Below are 20,106 nucleotides of genomic sequence, written 5' to 3' on the forward strand. Positions count from 1 at the left end.
CGCTCATCTCGACCGCGAACCCGCAGACCGCGGCGATCGCCGACGCGCCGACCGCGGAGGAGACGACCTCGACCGCCGTCGGCGCGGTCGAGGCGGCGCGGGTGGTCAGCGCCGCGGGCTTCGACGGCTCCGTTCGCGGCCCTGATGCGGCGGAGGCCGATGCCGCACTCGGCCTGTTCGATATGGACGAGTTCGGGCTGGACTCCGGCGAATCGGACGGTGCGGTGGGCGGGCTGACCGCGTGAGGCTGCATCGGTTGGAGTTGACGGCGTTCGGGCCGTTCGCGGAGACCGCGGTGGTGGACTTCGATGAGCTCGGGGCGGATGGGCTGTTTCTGTTGCACGGGCAGACCGGGGCGGGGAAGACCACGGTGCTCGATGCGATCGCGTTCGCGTTGTATGGGAGTGTGCCCGGGGCGCGGGGGGAGAGCAAGCGGCTGCATTCGGATCACGCGGATGAGCAGACGCCGCCGCGGGTGCTGTTGGAGGCCACGATCGGCGGTCGGCGGCTGCGGTTGATTCGGTCGCCGGAGTTTCAGCGGCCGAGCAAGCGGGCCAAATCCGGGTGGGTCAAGGAGAATTCGGTCGCCACGCTGGAGTGGCTGGACGGGCGCGGTCAGAACCTGTCCCGCATTCCCGATATCGGCGAGGAGGTGCTGCGCCTGCTCGGCATGAGCGCCGACCAGTTCTTCCAGGTGGTGCTGCTGCCGCAGGGCGATTTCGCGCGATTCCTGCGGGCCGACAACGAGGATCGCGAGAAGCTGCTCGAAAAGCTCTTCGACACCGAGCGTTTCGGCACCGCCGAGCAGTGGCTCATCGACAAGCGCCGCAGCGGAGCCGCCGACCTCGACACCCGTAAACACGGCATCGACCGCCTCATCGCCCAGGTCGGCACCGCCGCGGGCCTGCCCGCCACCGAGACCGTCAGCTCCCTCGAATCGGTCGGCTGGTCGCAGTCCCTGCTGGCCGCCGCCCGCACCCATGTCACCGACACCGCCGCCGATCTGGCTCAGCGCCAACAGGATTCGTCCCGCGTACGAGCAGCCGCCGAGGCCGAGCGCCGCCGCCACGACCTGTACCGCCGCCGCACCGCGGCCCGCGCCCAACTCGCCGACTTCGCCGCCAACGCCGACCATCGCGCCGCCCGCCACACCGAACTCGACCGCGCCCGCCGCGCCGAACCGGTCGCCACCGCCCTCGCCGAGGCCCGCGCCGCCGCCGTCACCCTCCGCCGCCGCACCGACGAGGCCACCCGCGCCGCCGAACAACTCGCCGACCGCCTCCTCGAACCCGCCAGCGCGGAGCTCCCCGGAACATCCTGGGCCGCAGCCGATCTCGCCGCCGCCGAGCTCGCCGACACCGACTTCGCCATGGATCTCGACGATCTCGCGACAGCCGACCCCGTTCGAGCCGACGACTCCGCCGAGAGTGACGTGGTGGCCGACCGGGTCTTCGGGCTGGAGCTGGCGGTGCAGCGGTGGAGTGCGCAGATGGGCGCGCTCGATGAGGTGCGCGCGGATGCGGAGTCGGCGACGCGGTTGACTCGCGAACTGTCCGGGTTGCGTGCCGAGCAGGCGGAACTGGACACTCGAAAGGCGAAGCTTGCCAAGCGGCTGGAGGAGTTGCCAGCAGCCGTTGCGGGGGTCGAGGCGCGGTTGCGCGGGGCCGCCGATGCCGCCGCCGCGCTGCCCGGTCTGGAGGCCGAGTGTCAGCGGTTGCGGACGTCGGCCGAGGCCGCCGTCGAATTGGGCAAGCAACGAATCGCGTTGACGCGGGCCGCAACCGCGTTCGAGCGGGCGCGCACGGCGCACGCGGAGGCGTGGAAGCGGACGCAGGCGCTGCGGGAGCAGCGCATGGCCGGGATGGCGGCGGAGTTGGCGGGTGCGCTGGTGGACGGTGAGCCGTGTGCGGTGTGCGGGTCCGTCGCGCATCCGAATCCGGCGCAGCCGACCGATCACGCGGTGTCCAAGGAGGATGAGGACGCGGCATTGGCCGCCGAGCGCAAGGCCGAGGCCGAGCGTGAACGGGCCGGGCAGCAGGTGGCCGAGTTGGAGCGGGCCATCGAGGTGCTGGTCGAGCGGGGCGGCGATGTGGACAAGGCGGAACTCGCTGCCGCGCTGAATGATTCGACTCGTCGATACACCGAGGCGCAGCAGGCGGCCGGACTGGTCGACACGCTCACCGCCGAGCTGAACACGCTGCGGGCGGATCAGGCGCGCGTGCAGGAAGAGGCGCGCGAGTGCGAAAGTCGCGGCAGCGCAACGCTGGAGCGGATTGTCGCCACCGATCGGCGGCTGGCCGAGCTCACGGAGCGGCTGCTGGCGGCGGCCGGTGCGGACGGCACCGTGGAGCGGCGGCGTGCGCGGCTGGTGGCGTTGGTGGAGGAGGCCACGGCGGTGCGCACCGCCCGGGTCGAGGCGGCCACCGCCCGCGAACAGGTGGCCGCGGCGGCCATGCGGGTCGAAAAGCTCTCTTACGACGCGGGTCTGGTGGATTCCGCGCCGCCGGTCATGGGGGAGTCCGGGCCGGATTACGGCGTGCTCGCCGAATACGCGCGCGCGGTGGACGCGGCCTCGCGCACGGCCGCGGAGCAAGCGGCCATCGAGGACGAACTCGTCGCCGCCGACCGGGCTCGCGCCCACGCCGAGGCGGTGCTGGCCGAACCCGAGATCCAGGCCGCGGGCGAGGCCGAGCCCGGCGCTCTCGCCGAGCTGGAAAAGGCGGTGGCACAGGCGGAATCGGAGTTGAACCGGGCTGTCGCCGCCCACGCTGAGGCCACCCGTCGCGTCGACGACCTCGAAAAGTTGTGCTCACAGCTGTGGGCGGCCGTGGACCGCATTGCCCCGCTGCAGCGCGCTCACGAAGAACTGGCCCGCCTCGCCGAGGTGGTGGCGGGTCGCGGTGAGAACAACCGCCGCATGTCGCTGCGCTCGTACGTCTTGGCCGCCCGCCTGGAAGAGGTCGCGGTGGCCGGTTCGGTGCGCCTGCGCCGGATGTCCGGTGGCCGTTACGAATTCGTCCACACCGACGCGGCGGGCCCGCGCGGTCGCCGGGGCGGCCTGGGCCTCGACATCCGCGACGACTACACCGGCGCCATCCGCCCCGCCAAAACCCTCTCCGGCGGCGAAACCTTCATGGCCTCCCTGGCCCTGGCCCTCGGCCTGGCCGATGTGGTCTCGGCCGAATCCGGCGGCCTGGTCATGGACACCCTGTTCATCGACGAGGGCTTCGGCAGCCTCGACGCCGACACCCTCGACTCCGTCATGGGCGTTCTCGACGAACTCCGCTCCGGCGGCCGCGTGGTCGGCGTCGTCAGCCACGTCGACGAAATGCGCCAACGCATCCCCAGCCGCCTCCACGTCATCCGCGGCCGAACCGGCTCCCGCCTCGAAACCTCGGTCGGCGCATAGCATTTCGCTCGCCGAGATGGTGAGTCCTGGCGCGCCGAACGGCGCGGCGAGGCATATGGCACCCGGGCCCGGTCGGGTGTGGTGGCCTTGGATCCCTGATCGCCGGGCGTGATGGGCTTCGCGGCCCTCGGCCGCCGGGAGGTGACCGGCTACGCGACCCCGGTCTCCGGGCGGTCCTGCCGTAGGGGCCCACTTCGGCCCGGTGCGTCCTAGCTCAGGCGGGCGTAGCGGATTTGGGCGCGGGCCTTGGCCTTGGCGGCTTCGACCTCGCGGTCCTTGGGCGGAGCGGTGGTGGTGAGACCGGCCAGGAGCCGGGTGGTGGCGGCGGCGATCTCCTCGACGGCGCGGTCGAAGGGCTCCTGGTTGGCCTGGGAGGGCTTGGTGGTTCCGCTGATCTTGCGGACGTATTGCAGGGCGGCCGCGTGCACCTCGTCCGGGGTGGCGGGCGGCTCGAAGTTGTGCAGGGTGTGGATATTGCGGCACATGGTTGCGAGGGTACGCCCGGGCACCGACGGCACCCGGGTTCGCGCGGGTCAGCGCCGGGTCAGGCGGTCTCGTGGTCGAGGAGCCAGCGTTTGACGGGCAGGCCGTAGCGGAAGCCGCCCAGGGTGCCGTCGGTGCGCAGCACGCGATGGCACGGGACGAACAGGGCGGCGGCGTTGCGGGCGCAGGCATTGGCGGCGGCGCGGGTCGCGGCCGGGCGGCCGGAGACCGCCGCGAACTCGGTGTAGGTGATCGGATCTCCGGCGGGGACCTTGCGCAGGACCTCCCAGGCGTGGGTGAGGAAGGGGCCGGAGACCTGTCGGACGGTGATGGCGTCGATGGCGGTGAGATCGCCCTCGTGATACGCCGCCACGGCCCGCGTGACCGGTCCCAGCGCATCGCGTGCGCGCAGCGTGGCGGGCCGGATGCTCGGGTGCACGAGGACGCGCAACGCTTCCGGGTCGGCGATCCAGCCCGAGGCCAGGACCGCTCCGTCGGCGTCCACGAGCGCGGTGAACGGTCCCGCGGGCGTCTCGAGGGTGGCGAAATCCGCTGTCAGGTGCCGGTTTTCGGAACTCACCGCGGTGTCCTCCGGTTCTGGGTGGTTGGCTTGGGTCCGCCCTCGGCCGGGTGGGCGAGAGCGTATTTCCACAGGTGCATGGTCAGGTAGGAGCGCCACGGCGAGAAGCGCGCCGCGTCGGCGAGATCGATGCCGAGCAGTCCCGCGCCCCGGCGCACCACCAGGTCGGAGTGCAGCAGCACGTCCGGGTCGGCGAGCAGGCGCATGGTGACGTAGTCGGCGGTCCACGGGCCCACGCCGTCCAGGGCGAGCAGATCGCGCCGCAGATCGGCCGCGGTGCGCCCGGAGTGCAGGACCAGATCGCCGGTGGCGAGCGCCTTGGCCGCGCCGACGATGGCGTCGACGCGCCGCCCCGGCCCGGTCAGCACCTCGGACCCGCGTTCGGCGATCGTCTCGGCGGTGGGGAACAGGTGCGGGATCGGCCCGGTGATGGTCTCGCCCAGGCCCTGCACCAGCCGCGCGGTGTGGGTATTGGCCGCCGCCACCGATATCTGCTGACCGATCATGGTGCGCAGCAACAACTCCGAGCCGTCCAGGCAGCCCGGCACGCGAATCCCGGCCGGGAGCGTGATCCCCGGATCCGCGTCACCCGAGACATGCGGGCGCAGCGGACTTCCCGCCATGCCCGCCGTCAGGGCCTCGTCGATGCCGACCGGGTCGGCGTCCAGATCGAGGAAGTGCCGAATGCGCGCCACGGTGGGCGCGAGATCGCGCATGTCCTGCAGCGACAGCGAGGCGCGCACGTGCCCGGGCTGAATCGACAGCCGAATCATGGTGTGGCCGTGCGGCGTTCGCAGACTGCGCGTGTAGATCCCGTTCTCCCACAGCTCCAGCCCGGGCACGGTGTGCGCGGCCAGGAACCATTCCAGCCACGACTGGTCCAGCGGCTCGCGGTAGGGCAGGCGCAGGGTGAGCAGCCCATTGGTGGCCGGCAGCGTATCGCCATTGCGGCGGCGCGACTCCTCGCGCAGGGTGGTCGGGCTGACCGCGAAGACCTCGCGCACGGTGTCGTTGAACTGCCGAATGCTGGCGAAGCCCGCCGCGAAGGCGATGTCCGACATCGATAATCGCGTGGTCTGGATCAGCAGTCGCGCGGTGTGCGCGCGGTGGGCGCGCGCCAAAGCCAGTGGGCCCGCGCCGAGTTCGCTGGTCAGCACGCGGGTCAGCTGCCGCTGCGAGTAGCCGAGCGCGTCGGCCAGCGCGGGCACCCCGCCGCGTTCGATGACGCCGTCGCCGATCAGTCGCATGGCCCGCGACGCCAGGTCCGCGCGGGTGTTCCAGAGCGGCGACCCGGGCGCGGCATCGGGCAGGCAGCGACGGCAGGCACGGAAACCGCTCTGTTGCGCGGCCGCGGCGGTCGGCAGGAAGGTGACGTTGGTTCGTTTGGGGGTAATGGCCGGACAGGAAGGGCGGCAATAAATTCCGGTGGTGCGCACCGCGGTGACGAAATGCCCATCGAACCTGGCATCGCGGGTCGCCACGGCGCGGTAGCAACGCTCGAAATCCAATTCGTTCGCACTCACGGATACCACCTTGTCAGCCGTGAGCACGCGCCGCTAGCGGAAATCCGCCATGACCGTCGGCCGAAAACCGCTACCCCGGCCTAGCAGCAGCGATTGCCCGGATTTCGGGCCGCGGCATCGTGGCGGTCGCGCCAATAGTCCCGCTCGGAGGGGATTTCGCAGCCGGGGTGTCGCAGCCGAAGGTGCTGGACGTAACGCCGGTAGTCGTTGCCGCCCAGGATCGAGTTGAACCACCAGACAAGGGCTTTCAGGGCCCGAACCAGGGCGAGCCCCGCCGACCGCAGGGGGCCTGCGGTCGGCGGGGCGTCGAAGGTGCTCATCGGCACGTCAGTGACCTCTTGGGCATCTCAGTGACTCAACACCGAGGCCGAGCCGGGTGCCTTGACCTTGCCCTCGGCGATCAGGTCGTCCCACTGCTGCTGGACTTCCTTCTCCGTCTTGGAGGCGAGGAATCCGCTCGGGCCGAAGATCTTCGACGGCTCCTCCGGCGACTCGGTCGTCTCGCCGCCGCCATTGCGGATGGCCTTGACACAGACCCACACGCCGACCAGGGCCACGATCAACACCATCACCGCGAACACGATCGACAGGGTGCCCTGGATGAAGGTGTTGCGAATGATCTTCTCGGTGTTGTGGATCTGGGTGTTCAGCAGATCCACACTCGCGATGCCCTTGGGCAGCTGCCCGGCGTCGCGCGCGGCGACATAGGTGTCGTGCTGCTTGATGGTGTTGTGGTGCAGCGTCCAGTAGCCGATCTTCGGGTCGCCGGAGAAGATCTTCTGGAACGAGGCCGTCATGGTGACGATCAGGTCCCACACCAGCGGCAACGCCGGAATCCAGGCCCACTTGACCAGGCCCTTCTTCACCACGATGGCCAGCACCACGGTCAATGCGATGGCCGCCAGCAGCTGGTTGGAGATGCCGAAGAGCGGGTAGAGGGTGTTGATGCCGCCCAGCGGGTCGGTGACGCCCATGAGCAGCACCGAACCCCACGCGGCCACCACGATGCCCGAGCAGATGAACACGCCCGGCCACCACGACGGGTCACGGAACTTCTTGGCCGCGCCGCCCAGATTGCCCAGCGAATCCGAGAGCATGAACCGCGCGACACGGGTGCCCGCGTCGATGGTGGTGAGGATGAACAGCGCCTCGAACATGATGGCGAAGTGGTACCAGAACGCCTTGAGGCTGTTGCCGCCGATGAACTTGTGCATCACCTCGGTCATGCCGATGGCCAGGGTCGGCGCGCCACCGGTGCGCGAGTAGACCTTGGACTCGCCGACGCCCTGCGCGACATCGGTGAAGTACTGGGCCGTGGCCGGGTCACCGCTGAGCCCGAGCTTGTTCACGCTGTCGGCCGCGGCCTGCGCGGAGGTCAGGTTCGGGCTGTTGATGGCGAAGTACAGGTGCTGGTCGAGGATCGAGGCCGCGATGATCGCCATCACCGCCACGAACGACTCCATGAGCATGCCGCCGTAGCCGATCATGCGCGCCTGCGACTGCTTCTCCAACAGCTTGGGCGTGGTGCCCGAGGACACCAGCGCGTGGAAGCCCGAGAGCGCACCGCAGGCGATGGTGATGAACAGGAACGGGAACAGGCTGCCCGCGAAGGACGGACCGTTGGAGTTGCTCGCGAACTGGGAGACCGCGGGGGCCTTCAGCACCGGCATGGTGACGATGACGCCCAGCGCCAGCAGGGTGATGGTGCCGATCTTCATGAACGTGGACAGGTAGTCGCGCGGGGCGAGCAGCATCCACACCGGCAGCACCGAGGCGATGAAGCCGTAGATGATCAGCATCCAGGAGATGGTGGTGCCCGACAGCGTGAACGCGTCACGGCCCCAACCGGATCCGGCCACCCAGTTGCCGGAGATGATGGCCAGCAACAGCAGTGCGAAGCCGATGATCGACACCTCGCCGACCTTGCCGGGGCGCAGGTAGCGCAGGTACAGGCCCATGAACAGGGCGATCGGGATGGTCATCGAGATCGAGAACACGCCCCAGGGGCTGCCGCCCTCGAGCACACCGGTCTTCGGATTCGGCGTCGCCGCGAGGGCATTGACCACGACGATGCCCAGCACCGCGAGCAGGATCATCATGATCACCAGCACCGCGATGATGGCCGCGACACCGCCGACCACGCCGAGTTCGTCGCGGGCCATCTGGCCCAGCGAGCGGCCGCGGCGCTTCACCGACGCCCACAGCACCAGGTAGTCCTGGACGGCGCCGGCCAGCACCACGCCGACAATGATCCAGATGGTGCCGGGCAGGTAGCCCATCTGTGCGGCGAGCACCGGGCCGACCAGCGGGCCCGCGCCCGCGATGGCGGCGAAGTGGTGGCCGAACAGGACCCGGCGGTCCATCGGCATGTAGTCCTTGCCGTTCTCCATGGCCTCGGCCGGAGTGGCGACGTCATCGCGCGGCTTGGTGATCTTGAATTCGATGAGCCGGGCGTAGAACTGATACGCGAGCACATAGGTGCAGATGGCGGCGACCACGATCCACACCGCGTTGACGTTCTCCCCGCGCGCGAAAGCGAGGATCGCCCAGGCGATCGCTCCGATCACCGCGATCGCGGCGAAGATGCCCTTCTTCCTGGGCGACAGGGGCGTCCGGTCCACGACGCCTACCGGAGGTAGGTCGGGATCCGTCCGGAGATATTCAATGGTCGCCATGCGACAACTCTCCCGTGCGGTACAGCGGTTTCTAACTGAATTGTGGACAACGTAGCTCAACCGACACGAGCCCGAATCGGCTTTGAAACAGCCGATCTGTACGTATCGGACCGCCGGGTACGGGTGGCCCGGGGGACGCTGCGCCGGGCGCGACGGGGTGGTGCGGTCCGGAAAGGCACCCGCGAGTTCGCGTGTTCTCCACGTGTCGCGGGTAGCTCCCCGTATGCTGCCATGCTGTTCGAGATCCAGGTCACGGCGAGTGTGATTAGTTCATTTAGTTCACGGAGATATATCTTCTTCGGCCGCCGTCGCCGCCCCATCGCCCCGTCGCGTCCGCCGCGACCACCCGCGACCTGAGGAGACGCGATGCCGCAGCCGTTCCGCTCCACGCTCGCGCGGGAGCGCGGCGGCCCCGGGCGGGAAAACGACGGCGCGCGCGGCGGATTCGATCGGCGTACCCTGCTGCGCTCGGCCGGACTGGCGGGGCTGTTCGGGGTCTCCGGCGGCCTCGGGGCGACCGGATGCGCGGGCGGGGACGACGACGCGGTCACGTTCTTCTTCCAGGCGCGGCCCGAGGAGGCCCGGGCGCGGCTGCGCATCATCGACGAATTCCAGCGGCGGCGACCCGATATCCGAATTCGCACCATCATGTCGGGGCCGGATCCGTTGCAGCAGATGCTGACCTACTGTGCCGGGGGGAAGTGCCCGGACGTGCTGATGGCGTGGGAGCTGCTGTACGCCGGGCTCGCGGATCGCGGTGTGCTGGTGGACCTGCGCGAATTCCTCGATCGGGATCCGGAGTACGCCGCCCGCCTCCGGGCGGACGGGTATGCGACGCTGCGCGATACGTTCGTGTGGGACGGCGGGCAGTACGCGTTGCCGGAGCAGTGGTCGGGGGTGTTCGTCTACTACAACCGGAAGCTGTTCGACGAGGCGGGGATTCGGCCGCCGGTCCGCTGGTCGCAGGCTTGGACGTTCTCCGAATTCCTCACGGCCGCACAGCGATTGACGCATCGCGATCCGGACGGGCGAACCCGGCAGTGGGGTTTCGTCGACGCCTGGGTGCCGTATTTCTCCGCGGCCTGCTTCGGAATGAACAATGGCTGCGAATGGTTCAGCCCGCCGGTGCGGCCCACCCGGACCAATCTCGGTGATGCGCGGTTCGCGGAGGGGCTGCAGTTCTATGCCGACCTGGCGGTGCGGCACGGTGTCGCGCCCAGTGTCGGTGACCGGCAATCGGTTTCGGCGCAGGACCTGTTCCGGAGCGGGCGCGCCGCCATGCTCATGGGTGGGCATTGGCTGTATTCGGAATTCGCCGGGCGCGACGATCTGGATGTCGACGTGACGGTGCTGCCGGTCGGGCCGCACGGCGGGCCCGGGGCGATCACCGATATCGGCAGTACCGGGCTGGCCATCGCGGCGGCCAGTCCGCGGCGCGAACAGGCTTGGGAATTCGTGAAATTCGCGACCGGGCCGGAGGGGCAGGCGATCATCGCCGAGTCCGGGCTGTTCGTGCCGGTGCTGCGGTCGGCCATGGGCTCGCCCGGTTTCGCCGCGGCGCATCCGGGGCTGCGCAATCTCGAGGTGTTCACCGAGGGGCCGGAGAATTCGCGGCCGCTCGCGGTGACGCCCCTGTGGGGCAAGGTCGAGGCGCTGTTGGAGCGCGGGTGCAATCGGGTGCTGCGCGGTGCGGCGACGGCGGTATCGCTGGGCGGGCAGACCAGCGCCGACATCGATCAGCTGCTGGGGGCGGCGGTATGAGGGGATCGGCGCTGGATCGTCGGCGGGCTCGCGCCGGAAGACTGTTCGTCGCACCGAATCTGGCGTCGATTCTGGTGTTTCTGCTTTTTCCGCTGGGGTTTTCGCTGTATTTGAGCTTTCACTCCTGGGATCTGTTCAGTCCACCCCGCTATGTCGGGATCGACAACTATCGGCGACTGTTCTCCGATGACCCGTTGTTCTATATCGCGCTGCGGAACACGGCGGTCTTCACACTGCTCACTCTCGTGCCGACCATCGCGGTCAGCCTCGCGGTGGCGGGGCTGTTGAATCGAAAACTGCGCGGCATCGGCCTGTTTCGAACCGTGGCGTTCCTACCGCTGGTGGCCTCGACCGTGGCCATGGCGGTGGTGTTCCGCTTCATCTTCGCCAGTGACGACGGCCTGGCCAATATCGTGCTGGGGTGGATCGGCCTCGGTCCGGTGCCCTGGTTGACCGATCCGCAATGGGCCCTGGTCTCGCTGAGTCTGGTCACGGTCTGGAAGTCGGTGCCCTTCGCCACCGTGATTCTGTTGGCCGCCATGCAGGGCGTCCCCGAAAACCTCTACGAGGCAGCCAAAATCGATGGTGCGAGCGCGTGGCGCCGCTTCCGGTCGATCACCGTGCCCTTGATTCGCGGTGCCCTGTCGTTCGTGCTCGTCATCACCATCATCAATGCCGTGCAGGCCTTCGACCAGGCCTACGCCCTCACCGGAAGCAACGGCGGCCCGGAGACCGGCACCTACGTCCTGGGAATCATGCTGTTCCAGAACGCCTTCCGCTTCTACGAGGTCGGCTACGCCTCGGCCCTGGCCTGGGTGATCTTCGCAATCCTGTTGGCGTTCACGGTGATCCAGCAATGGCTCGCGCGCCGGGCGGAGGCCGACCGGTGAGCGCGTCGCGTCGCCTGGTCGTCGGGGCGCTCACCTACCTGGCCCTCATCGCCGTGGCCTGGTGTGCGCTGACTCCCATCCTCTGGTCGATCTCGGCCTCCCTGAAACCCGACGGCGAACTGCTCGACGCGGCGCCCCTCCCGTCCCGCCCCCAATGGTCGAACTACCGTGAGGCTTTCGAGGTCATCCCCCTGGGCCGCATGCTGCTCAATACGGTCCTCTACGCCGCCTGCGTCACCGCGGGCCAGGTCTTCTTCTGCTCCCTGGCGGGCTACGCCTTCGCCCGCCTCCGCTTCCCCGGCCGCGAGGCTCTCTTCCTCGGCTATCTCGCGACCCTCATGGTCCCGCTCACCGTCACCGTCATCCCGCAGTTCCTGCTCATGCGGGCCTTCGGCTGGATGGACACCCCCTGGTCGATGATTGTCCCCGGCATGTTCGGCAGCGCCTTCGGCACCTATCTCATGCGCCAGTTCTTCCAAACCCTCCCAATGGAATTGGAGGAAGCCGCCACCCTCGACGGATGCACCCCGTGGCAGATCTACTGGCGTGTCCTCTTACCCCACACCAAGCCCGCCGTGATGGTCTTGGCCGTCCTCACCTGGATCACGGTCTGGAACGACTTCCTCTGGCCCCTGATCATGATCCAACGCAACTCCTACGCCACCGCCACCCTCGGCCTCATCCGTCTGCAAGGCCAATACACCACCAACTGGCCGCTGCTGATGGCCGCGGCGACGGTCATCCTGCTTCCCCTGCTCGTCATCTACGCGATAGCCCAACGCGCCTTCATTCGGGGCATAGCGCTCTCCGGCCTCGGCGGTCGCTAGACCCGGCCGGAGAGCATGCCGTTGCGCCTCAGCGGGTGCCGTCTCGCAGCGGGTAGTCGAGAACGACCACACCGCCGGTGGCGTAGTTGACGACATCGGCGCCCGCCCGCTTGCCTTGCGGCGACGCCTGAGCCGCGGCCAGGGCGTCGGCGTCGGCGAAATCGGCTTCGAAGATCGCGAAGTAGGGCGCTGCTCCATTGGTCGCCGCCACGTCGAAGCTGTAGCGGCACGCGAGCAGTCCGGGCATCTCCCGGACCAGGGGGAGATGCTTGGTCACGTAGTAGTCGCGGAAGTGGTCGGGGTCGACGGGCCTGGGATAGAGGACCAGCAGCCTGTGCCCCGCCGCCACCGCGGTCGGTTGAATCGTCATATGCGCAGGTTAGGGCCCGATGCGTGGTCGAGGGAAAGACCGGGACGCGATAGACTCAGAACGGTTCGTTATCAATCGGTGGGGAGGGCGCGTGGCACCGGACACCGTGAGCCTGCGGTACTTTCTGGTGCTGGCGCAGGAGCTGAACTTCACCCGCGCGGCCGCCCGGATCGGTATCGCGCAGCCCGCGCTCAGTGCCCGAATGCGCCGACTGGAGGCCGAACTCGGTACGGCCCTGCTGGTTCGTAATACGCGCAGCGTCGAATTGACCGCGGCCGGTGCGGCTTTGGCGGAGTCCGCGCCGCCCGCGCTGGCGGCGCTGGACCGGGCCTGGGACACCGCCCGGAACGCGGGGGCCGGGGCGCTGGGCACGCTGCGCCTCGGATACAGCCTCAGCGCCGGGGCCGAGACCGTACCGACGCTGGTGGACAGGCTGATTCGCAGCAGCCCGGGACTCGAGGTCGGCGCGGTTCCGATGGCGACGCCGGAGATCTCCGCCGCGGTCGCCGACGGGCGCATCGACGCGGGGATCACCCGCGGTGAACAGCCGGGTCGCGGCGTGCGCCGGTTCCCGCTGCGGCGGGTGCGCCTCGGGGTCCAAATGGTGGCGCATCATCCGCTGGCCGACCGTCCGGAGATCGAGATCGCCGCGGCGGCCGCGTATCCGCTGCGACTTCCCGACCGTGCGGCCAACCCCGTGATCCACGATCAGCTCTCCGCACTGTTCCGCGACGCCCGGCCGAACCCCCGATTCCGCACGCTCGCGGTCTCTTTCGACCTGTCGCAACACGACCTACGCGACGGGCTCACGCTCGCCCCGGCCGGTGAGACCGCGCTGACGACACAACCGGCAGGTCTCACCTGGCGGCCGCTGCGGGGCGCACCTCCGCTGACCATCCACCTGGTCCTCCCGCGCGTGCAGTCGCCACCACACCGCCGCCTCCGCGCCGTCGCCAGAACCCTGGCGGACGAGCTGCACTGGCTCCCGGACTGACACGCGCCCGAACGAATTCCGCTTCGGGCGGTCTGTCCGGGTTTACGTTGGTTCGTATGGCCAACTGTGTGGGGCGGCGGGTTGGGTGCGCGGGTTTCGCCTTGGTGGCGGTGGTGGGGGTACTGGCGGCCGGGCCGGGGCATGCGGTCGCGGAACCCGGCGCGGGGATGCCGCCGGGGTTGGTCGCGGCGATCGAGCGGGATTTGGGGGTGGATGTGGGGGAGTATTCGCGGTGGTCGGAGTCGACGCAGCGGGTGGCGGGGGTCGAAGTGGGGGATGACGCCGCGGATTCGGCCGTTCCGGTCGATGGGGGTGATCGATTTGTCACCGATGCGGGGTACGCGTGCTCATGGGCGTTCAATGCCGTTGACGCGGAGGGCAATTCGGCCGCGTTGACGGCGGGGCACTGCGATGCCGCGACGGAGGACCATCCGCCGAGCACCGCGGAGGGCCGCACCTTCGAGGCCACGCCCGCGATGAAGACCGGTGCGCAAGTCGGCGTGTTCGAGAAGTCGGTAATGGACGGGGTGCGCGATTACGCCATCGTGCGAATCGCCGACGGCAAGCGGGACTCGTTCCGCAACAACATGGTTCGTACCCCGGACGGTGCCATACCGATCACCGGCGTCGGCATCCCCGCGGTCGGCGAACCGGTGTGCAAGTACGGCTCCACCACCGGATTCACCTGCGGCATCATCCTCGCCGTCGACCAGCCCGACCCGCACCGCCCACCGATCCGCTTCACGCACACCGCGCTGTCCCTCCCCGGAGACAGTGGCGGAGCGCTCTTCTCGGGCACGCTCGCGATGGGCATCGTCAGCCGCGGCGGCTACACCGACGACCCGTACCAATTCCCCACGGACAAACCGGATCCCGTCCACACCGCACCCCTCCCGCCGCCGCTGGATCAGATCGGCAAGCGCTTCCTGGCCGGAGACGGCCGCCCCGCCTTCGAACGTCTCGCGCCCCTGGTCGACGCGATCATGCGCGCCTACCCCCAACTCACGATGATCGCCCAATCGGTCGCCGACGTTCTCGCCGAGAATCCGGGATTCCAGATCCGGTTCGGTTGAGAGTTGCTGTACCCGAGGGACTTTCACTCCGGAGCGGTGGCGGCGGTGTAGCGGCGGGCGAGGGTGCGGATGTGGGCGACCAGTTCCGGGGGATCGTCGACGCGGAAGTCCATCATGAGCATGGACAGGTAGATGACGATGGTCTCGAGGCGGTCGGCTCCCGTCAGGAGGAGGCAGGATTTCTCGTCGAGGGGCTCCACCACGCCGACCGTCGGGTTGATGTGGGCGATGACCGTGTCGGCGGGGGCGAGGATGGTCACGCGGGCGTGGACTTGCCAACCGGTGGAGGCGATTTCGCGGAGCACGAAGGCGACCAGGTCGGAATCCGGGAGCGGTCGCGGCGCGAAATGGCGCTCGCCCGAGGTGATTCGGGTGAGGTTGGCCACCGGCAGCGCCCGCCAGGTGTGGGAGTCGAGGGAGTAGGCGACGAGGTACCAGCGGCGTTGCCAGCTGATCAGGCGGTAGGGCTCGAGGTCGTGGTCGTCGGCGCGGACGGTCGTCGTGGCGCGGATGGCGGTGGCCAAGGTGGCGAGGGTTTCGGCGGGGACCGGGGCGTCGGGTTCCCGGGAGCCGGTGACGGCGGGGCCGAGATCGGTCACCGAGCGGAGGGCGGTCACCTTGCGTTGCAGGCGTTTCGGGAGGATGCGGTCCATCTTGGCCTGGGCGCGCTCGAGATTGGCGTGGATATCCGCGATTCCGGTGCTCCCGTCGGCGGCGATGTTCATGGCCGCCGCCACGGCCACCGCCTCCTCGTCGTCGAGCAGCAGCGGCGGCATGGTCGCGCCGTGCCCGAGCCGGTAGCCGCCGACGGGGCCGCGGGCGGCCTGGACCGGATAGCCCAGTTCGCGCAGCCGGGCAATGTCCTGACGCAGGGTCCGATCGCTGACCGAAAGGCGTTCGGCCAGGTCACGACCGGTGTGGGTGCCGTTCTGAAGCAGGGAGAGCAGGCGCAGCAGCCGCGTTGTGGTGGAGGTCACAGCTACGCCCTTCGATCGGCGGGTCTATTAGGAAGAAAACAAGCCTAATTGGGCCATACCTTTATCTCAACGGATCGAAACGACCTGAGAGGCAAGAACAATGAGCACCAACCCGCAGACCGAGACCACCCCCGCCGTCGCCCTCGCCCCGGTCTGGCGCGAAGCGGTCGCCGCCGCCCACCGTGCGCTCGCCGAGGTCGTCGCCGGGGTCGGCGCGGACCAGTGGAACAACCCCACCCCCTGCTCGGAATGGACCGTGGCGCAGGTGGTTCAGCACGCCGCGGGCGATCAGCTGGCCTACGCCAAGTTCCTCGGCATCGGGGACGGCCCGTCCTACAACCCCTTCGAGCCGTCCGGCGTCATCGAGGGCGGTGCGGTCGAATTGGTCACCGCCGCAATCGAACCCACCGAGACCGCCTGGGCCACCGTCTCCGACGACACCGAATCCGTGCCCACCCCGCTGCCGCACGGCGAGCTGCCGACCCCCGTCGCCGCGGTCATGTGCGCCCTCGACGCCGCCGTGCACGCCTGGGACATCGCCATCGGCACCGGCCAGCCCTCCCCGCTGACCGACGAGCTGGCGGGTCAGTTGCTGACCGCCGCTCGCGGACTCATCGAGCCGCTGCGCGATTACGGCGTCTTCGCCCCGATCGTCACCGAGGTCCCCGCGACCGACACCCCGGTGGTCGCCGAACTGCTGGCCTACCTCGGTCGCACGCCCCGGTTCTGAATCCAGCGCCCGGACCTGCGGTGATGGAGCGGGCCGGCGGTCCGGGTAGACTCCCACTCTCGTGAGTCTCACCCTCGGAATCGTCGGCCTGCCCAACGTCGGAAAGTCGACGCTGTTCAACGCCCTGACGCGCAATGACGTGCTGGCCGCGAACTACCCGTTCGCCACCATCGAGCCGAATGTCGGCGTGGTGCCGCTGCCGGATTCGCGGTTGAACAAGCTGGCCGAGATCTTCGGTTCCGAGCGGATCGTTCCGGCCGTGGTGTCGTTCGTCGATATCGCGGGCATCGTGAAGGGCGCGTCCGAGGGCGCGGGCCTGGGCAACAAGTTCCTGGCGAACATCCGTGAGGCCGATGCCATCTGCCAGGTGGTGCGTGTCTTCGCCGACGACGACGTGATCCACGTCGACGGCAAGGTCGACCCGCTCTCCGATATCGAGGTCATCGAGACCGAACTCATCCTGGCCGACCTGCAGACCCTGGAGAAGGCGGTCGTCCGGCTCGACAAGGAAGCCAAGGTCAAGAAGGACCGCAAGCCGGTCGCCGACGCCGCCAAGCAGGCGCAGGAGATCCTCAACAGCGGCAAGACCCTCTTCGCCGCGCGCGCCCAGGTGGATACCGAGCTGCTGAAGGAACTCTCGCTGCTCACCATCAAGCCGTTCCTCTACGTCTTCAATGCCGACGAGTCGGTGCTGACCGACGAGGCCCGCAAGGCCGAGCTGAAGGCCGCCGTCGCCCCCGCCGACGCCGTCTTCCTCGACGCCAAGGTCGAGGCCGAACTCCTCGAACTCGACGAGGAATCCGCCCTCGAACTCCTGGAGTCCATCGGCCAGACCGAGCCCGGCCTGCACGCCCTGGCCCGCGCCGGTTTCCACACCCTCGGCCTGCAGACCTACCTCACCGCCGGTCCCAAGGAAGCCCGCGCCTGGACCATCCACCAGGGCGACACCGCCCCCAAGGCCGCCGGCGTCATCCACACCGACTTCGAACGCGGCTTCATCAAGGCCGAAATCGTCGCCTTCACCGACCTCGTCGAGGCGGGTTCCATGGCCGCCGCCAAGGCCGCAGGCAAGGTCCGCATGGAAGGCAAGGACTACGTCATGGCCGACGGCGACGTCGTGGAATTCCGCTTCAACGTCTGAGTCGGTGGGAATTCGGGGATGAGTGTCGGGGCGGACGAGGTCGTGCCGACCGAGGCCGATATCCGAAATCTGGTGGCGGCCGTCGCCATTGCGCGGCGGTCGCGTGCGGGTGGGAATCATCCCTTCGGGGCGGTGCTCGCGGGGCCCGACGGCAGGGTGTTGCTGGAAGCCGAGAACACGGTGGTGACGGCTCGGGATGCGACCGGGCACGCGGAGACGAATCTGGTGCGGGCGGCGACGGCCGCCTTCGAGCCCGAGTTTCTGCGTGGCTGCACGCTTTACACCAGTACCGAACCCTGTGCCATGTGTGCCGGGGCCATCTATTGGGGAAATATCGGGCGGGTGGTCTATGCCCTCGGTGAGGCCGAGCTGTTGGCGCTGACCGGTGCGAATCCGGAGAATCCGACCATGGCCCTGCCGTGTCGGGAGGTTTTCGCGGCGGGGCAGCGCGCGGTGCCGGTGATCGGTCCGGTCGAGCTCGCGCAGGCGCGCGCCGTGCACGACGGCTTCTGGAACTGAACCGCGGCGTAGGAATACCTTCCAGCGCATAGGTATTCGCCTCGACGGCGTTCCGGGCGGCGGTCGCCAGGGGGTTGCGGGGGTGGTCGGCGGAGGTGGCTGAATGACACCTGTGAAACAAGTGCGCGACGCGCGGGCGGAGCGCATGAAATTTACATGCCGCCTGCGGCGCGGTGCGCTGGTGTTCCGCTATCGTTCATCCCACTATCCGATGCTGCTACTGGCGCGCCAGGGCTGGTTCGTCGATTCCGGAGTGTGTGGCCGGGGCGGCCATTGCCTGACGCGAGCCCCCGACCGTCTCTGAAAGATCGAGGGAACGTGCCCGTACCCGTAACTCTGACCGGCCGTCTGGTACGGCTGGAACCCCTTGCGCCGCAGCACGCCTCGGGGCTCGCGGAGGCTGCTGCGGGGAATCGCGACGACTACGCGTTCACGCCTGTCCCGCACGGAGTGGACGAGGCGCTGGAATATGTGGCCCAGGCGTTGTCCGGGCACGCCTCGGGCACCTCGCTGGCCTTCGCCATCATCGCGGTCGCCGGTGGGCGGGTGCTGGGGTCCACCCGGTTCACCCGCTTCGACTATTGGCAGGGTCCGGTGGTGTGGCCGCTGGTGCACGGCACCCCGAACGGCGATCCGCTGCTCGCGGTGCCCGACGCCGCCGAGATCGGCAATACCTGGCTGTCCCGGGAGGCCCGCGGCGCGGGCATCAACCTGGAGTCCAAGCTGCTGCTGTTGCAGCATGCCTTCGAGGTGTGGCGGGTCCGGCGCATCGCCATGCGGGCCGATGTGCGAAACCTGCGCTCCCGCATGGCGATCGAGCGGCTGGGCGCCACCAGCGACGGGGTGCGCCGGGCGCATTCGCGCGGGCTGGACGGCGAGGTGCGCAGCACCGCCTTCTACTCGATCCTGGACGAGGAGTGGCCGACTGTCCGGGCCACCATCGAGGGCCAGCTGGCGGCACAGCCGGCCCGGCGGGGCAGTCGCGGCAGGCTGGTCGGGGCGTAGAATTCCGAGTGTTGCAACGGTCGGGCGTCGAGGAAAGATCTGTCCGAGTCTGCCAACTCGACGCCGCGGCACAACTCGGATGACGACGCCAGCAACCCTCCCCCGATAAGGAGCGGCGCATGCCCGACCCCATGCGCACCAAGGTCTGCCTCTGCGACAGCGACTCCGGCTCCCCGGTGCTCAGCCTGTTCCTCGTCCCTGAACCCCGGGTGCCCGGCGCGAGCGTATTGCACGTGGTCGAGCAAACGCCGCTGTCCGGCAGGTCGATTCCGCGCCGCAACCCGCATCACGTGGACTGGTTGCAGGCGCACGGCTCACCCGCCATCCGCGTCCGGTTCCTGGCGCTGCGCGCCGGGCAGCACGATCCGCACACCGTGCACGCGGTGCTGCACGATCACTTCATCGTCGATCCGGGACCGGTCGGTCTGGACATGGACGACCCGGACGAGATGACGCGCCTGGCCCTGCTGCCCGAGCACTGGCTCGGGGCGCGGCGCATCGACGACTTCCACGATCACGCCGTGCGCACCGCCATGCTCGCGGTGTACCGGCATTTCGGCGTCGACCGCCGCATCCCGCTCATGTACCACGGCTTCGCCGCGCCCGAGGACGGGTGGTTCGAAGTGCCTGCCGCCCAGGCCTGAACGACGCCCGTCAGTCGAACGGCACGACCGTCAACATCCACCAGGGGCGTCGCGGCGCCTGAAACTCGAAGGTCTGCACGTACATCCGGCGCTCCTTGCGGGTGACCGGATCGTTCATCAGCACCGTGCGCTCGCGCGGGAGGACCGCCACGCCCTCGTTGTGCCAGAGTCGATCCCAGTCCGGTGAGCGGCGGGCCAGATTGACGATCTCCTCCACTCGCTCGGGCCGCAGTCCGGGCGCGGCCGCGCGGAAGGTCGAAACCATCACCTGCGCTTCGGCTTCCCAGTCGCCGAGCCGATAGCGGGCCATGGGCTCGAGCAGGATCGCCGTCATGAGGTTCGCGCCCGCGCCCGTCCCGGGGAACAGTTTGCGGAAGGGTTCGTTCGCGGCGACCACGTCGTAGCCGCCGTCGTGCAGGCAGGCCGGATGCGGAAGGCTGTGCAACACCGTGAGATCGGCGTCCGGCGGCGGAGTGGATTCGAACACCCTGGGCAGTGTGCGGGA

General features: G+C 69.1%; 20 protein-coding genes. 12 read left to right on the top strand and 8 right to left on the bottom strand.

Annotated features, from left to right (window positions below; translation table 11 throughout):
* Positions 1-241: 241 nt before the first annotated feature.
* Complete coding sequence (locus VMT65_RS03435) at positions 242-3,409, top strand: SMC family ATPase (RefSeq protein ID WP_326306438.1); 3,168 nt, start codon at positions 242-244, stop codon at positions 3,407-3,409.
* A 209-nt stretch (positions 3,410-3,618) separates the two neighbouring features.
* On the opposite strand, the gene VMT65_RS03440 is transcribed toward VMT65_RS03435, so the two are convergent.
* The 5 genes from VMT65_RS03440 to VMT65_RS03460 all read right to left on the bottom strand — a co-directional run bounded on the left by VMT65_RS03440 (position 3,619) and on the right by VMT65_RS03460 (position 8,670).
* Entirely contained in the window at positions 3,619-3,894 is a 276-nt protein-coding gene (locus tag VMT65_RS03440; RefSeq protein ID WP_326306439.1) for a DUF2277 domain-containing protein, read from the bottom strand.
* 59 nt (positions 3,895-3,953) lie between these two features.
* Positions 3,954-4,451: a methylated-DNA--[protein]-cysteine S-methyltransferase gene (locus VMT65_RS03445; protein WP_326307426.1), complete on the bottom strand. Its 498-nt coding sequence runs from the start codon at positions 4,449-4,451 to the stop codon at positions 3,954-3,956.
* Positions 4,452-4,468: 17 nt separating this feature from the next.
* Complete coding sequence (locus tag VMT65_RS03450; RefSeq protein WP_326306440.1) at positions 4,469-5,995, bottom strand: Ada metal-binding domain-containing protein; 1,527 nt, start codon at positions 5,993-5,995, stop codon at positions 4,469-4,471.
* A gap of 80 nt (positions 5,996-6,075) precedes the next feature.
* Positions 6,076-6,315, bottom strand: a complete 240-nt coding sequence (locus VMT65_RS03455) for a YbdD/YjiX family protein (RefSeq protein ID WP_442790162.1) — start codon at positions 6,313-6,315, stop codon at positions 6,076-6,078.
* Positions 6,316-6,342: 27 nt separating this feature from the next.
* Positions 6,343-8,670, bottom strand: coding sequence for a carbon starvation CstA family protein (locus tag VMT65_RS03460; RefSeq protein WP_326306441.1), 2,328 nt, complete (start codon positions 8,668-8,670; stop codon positions 6,343-6,345).
* Positions 8,671-9,036: 366 nt separating this feature from the next.
* Between VMT65_RS03460 and VMT65_RS03465 the strand changes: the two genes are divergently transcribed.
* From VMT65_RS03465 to VMT65_RS03475, 3 genes are read left to right on the top strand one after another with little or no spacing between them, the layout of a single operon-like run.
* Complete coding sequence (locus VMT65_RS03465) at positions 9,037-10,431, top strand: ABC transporter substrate-binding protein (RefSeq protein WP_326306442.1); 1,395 nt, start codon at positions 9,037-9,039, stop codon at positions 10,429-10,431.
* Positions 10,428-11,321, top strand: coding sequence for a carbohydrate ABC transporter permease (locus VMT65_RS03470; protein WP_326306443.1), 894 nt, complete (start codon positions 10,428-10,430; stop codon positions 11,319-11,321). Before VMT65_RS03465 ends, VMT65_RS03470 begins: the two co-directional genes overlap by 4 nt.
* Positions 11,318-12,148, top strand: coding sequence for a carbohydrate ABC transporter permease (locus VMT65_RS03475; protein ID WP_326306444.1), 831 nt, complete (start codon positions 11,318-11,320; stop codon positions 12,146-12,148). The genes VMT65_RS03470 and VMT65_RS03475 overlap by 4 nt, the downstream gene beginning before the upstream one ends.
* 28 nt (positions 12,149-12,176) lie before the next feature.
* On the opposite strand, the gene VMT65_RS03480 is transcribed toward VMT65_RS03475, so the two are convergent.
* Positions 12,177-12,518, bottom strand: coding sequence for an EthD family reductase (locus VMT65_RS03480; RefSeq protein ID WP_326306445.1), 342 nt, complete (start codon positions 12,516-12,518; stop codon positions 12,177-12,179).
* 91 nt (positions 12,519-12,609) lie between these two features.
* On the opposite strand from VMT65_RS03480, the gene VMT65_RS03485 reads away from it, so the two are divergent.
* Both VMT65_RS03485 and VMT65_RS03490 read left to right on the top strand, forming a co-directional pair.
* A complete protein-coding gene (locus VMT65_RS03485; RefSeq protein WP_326306446.1) occupies positions 12,610-13,512 on the top strand; it encodes a LysR family transcriptional regulator in 903 nt (300 codons plus the stop codon).
* A 56-nt stretch (positions 13,513-13,568) separates the two neighbouring features.
* Entirely contained in the window at positions 13,569-14,585 is a 1,017-nt protein-coding gene (locus VMT65_RS03490) for a S1 family peptidase (RefSeq protein ID WP_326306447.1), read from the top strand.
* 23 nt (positions 14,586-14,608) lie between these two features.
* Here VMT65_RS03490 and VMT65_RS03495 read toward each other — a convergent pair whose 3' ends face one another.
* Positions 14,609-15,562 carry a helix-turn-helix transcriptional regulator gene (locus VMT65_RS03495; RefSeq protein WP_326306448.1) on the bottom strand — a complete coding sequence of 318 codons (954 nt, stop codon included), beginning with the start codon at positions 15,560-15,562 and terminating at the stop codon, positions 14,609-14,611.
* Positions 15,563-15,662: 100 nt separating this feature from the next.
* Here VMT65_RS03495 and VMT65_RS03500 point away from each other — a divergent pair, with 100 nt between their 5' ends.
* The 6 genes from VMT65_RS03500 (at position 15,663) to VMT65_RS03525 (ending at position 19,601) form a co-directional block, all read left to right on the top strand.
* Positions 15,663-16,292 carry a TIGR03086 family metal-binding protein gene (locus tag VMT65_RS03500; protein WP_326306449.1) on the top strand — a complete coding sequence of 210 codons (630 nt, stop codon included), beginning with the start codon at positions 15,663-15,665 and terminating at the stop codon, positions 16,290-16,292.
* 61 nt (positions 16,293-16,353) lie between these two features.
* Complete coding sequence (ychF, locus tag VMT65_RS03505) at positions 16,354-17,433, top strand: redox-regulated ATPase YchF (protein WP_326306450.1); 1,080 nt, start codon at positions 16,354-16,356, stop codon at positions 17,431-17,433.
* An 18-nt stretch (positions 17,434-17,451) separates the two neighbouring features.
* Positions 17,452-17,952 (top strand): nucleoside deaminase, encoded by a 501-nt coding sequence (locus VMT65_RS03510; protein WP_326306451.1) that lies wholly within the window; start codon positions 17,452-17,454, stop codon positions 17,950-17,952.
* A 103-nt stretch (positions 17,953-18,055) separates the two neighbouring features.
* Positions 18,056-18,256 (top strand): hypothetical protein, encoded by a 201-nt coding sequence (locus VMT65_RS03515; RefSeq protein ID WP_326306452.1) that lies wholly within the window; start codon positions 18,056-18,058, stop codon positions 18,254-18,256.
* 14 nt (positions 18,257-18,270) lie between these two features.
* Entirely contained in the window at positions 18,271-18,957 is a 687-nt protein-coding gene (locus VMT65_RS03520) for a GNAT family N-acetyltransferase (protein ID WP_326306453.1), read from the top strand.
* A gap of 119 nt (positions 18,958-19,076) precedes the next feature.
* Positions 19,077-19,601 carry a hypothetical protein gene (locus VMT65_RS03525; protein WP_326306454.1) on the top strand — a complete coding sequence of 175 codons (525 nt, stop codon included), beginning with the start codon at positions 19,077-19,079 and terminating at the stop codon, positions 19,599-19,601.
* A gap of 10 nt (positions 19,602-19,611) precedes the next feature.
* Here VMT65_RS03525 and VMT65_RS03530 read toward each other — a convergent pair whose 3' ends face one another.
* On the bottom strand, positions 19,612-20,088 hold the full coding sequence (locus VMT65_RS03530) for an MmyB family transcriptional regulator (RefSeq protein WP_326306455.1): 477 nt from the start codon (positions 20,086-20,088) through the stop codon (positions 19,612-19,614).
* Between the last annotated feature and the right edge of the window lie 18 nt (positions 20,089-20,106).

The sequence above is a fragment of the Nocardia sp. CDC153 genome (assembly GCF_035818515.1).
Lineage (GTDB): Bacteria > Actinomycetota > Actinomycetes > Mycobacteriales > Mycobacteriaceae > Nocardia.

Coding starts and splice junctions, on each gene's coding strand:
- VMT65_RS03525 (WP_326306454.1), top strand. CDS start 19,077: ATGCCCGACCCCATGCGCACCAAGGTCTGCCTCTGCGACAGCGACTCC.
- VMT65_RS03480 (WP_326306445.1), bottom strand. CDS start 12,518: ATGACGATTCAACCGACCGCGGTGGCGGCGGGGCACAGGCTGCTGGTC.
- VMT65_RS03500 (WP_326306449.1), top strand. CDS start 15,663: ATGAGCACCAACCCGCAGACCGAGACCACCCCCGCCGTCGCCCTCGCC.
- VMT65_RS03455 (WP_442790162.1), bottom strand. CDS start 6,315: ATGAGCACCTTCGACGCCCCGCCGACCGCAGGCCCCCTGCGGTCGGCG.
- VMT65_RS03470 (WP_326306443.1), top strand. CDS start 10,428: ATGAGGGGATCGGCGCTGGATCGTCGGCGGGCTCGCGCCGGAAGACTG.
- VMT65_RS03490 (WP_326306447.1), top strand. CDS start 13,569: ATGGCCAACTGTGTGGGGCGGCGGGTTGGGTGCGCGGGTTTCGCCTTG.
- VMT65_RS03440 (WP_326306439.1), bottom strand. CDS start 3,894: ATGTGCCGCAATATCCACACCCTGCACAACTTCGAGCCGCCCGCCACC.
- VMT65_RS03460 (WP_326306441.1), bottom strand. CDS start 8,670: ATGGCGACCATTGAATATCTCCGGACGGATCCCGACCTACCTCCGGTA.
- VMT65_RS03465 (WP_326306442.1), top strand. CDS start 9,037: ATGCCGCAGCCGTTCCGCTCCACGCTCGCGCGGGAGCGCGGCGGCCCC.
- VMT65_RS03510 (WP_326306451.1), top strand. CDS start 17,452: ATGAGTGTCGGGGCGGACGAGGTCGTGCCGACCGAGGCCGATATCCGA.
- VMT65_RS03515 (WP_326306452.1), top strand. CDS start 18,056: ATGACACCTGTGAAACAAGTGCGCGACGCGCGGGCGGAGCGCATGAAA.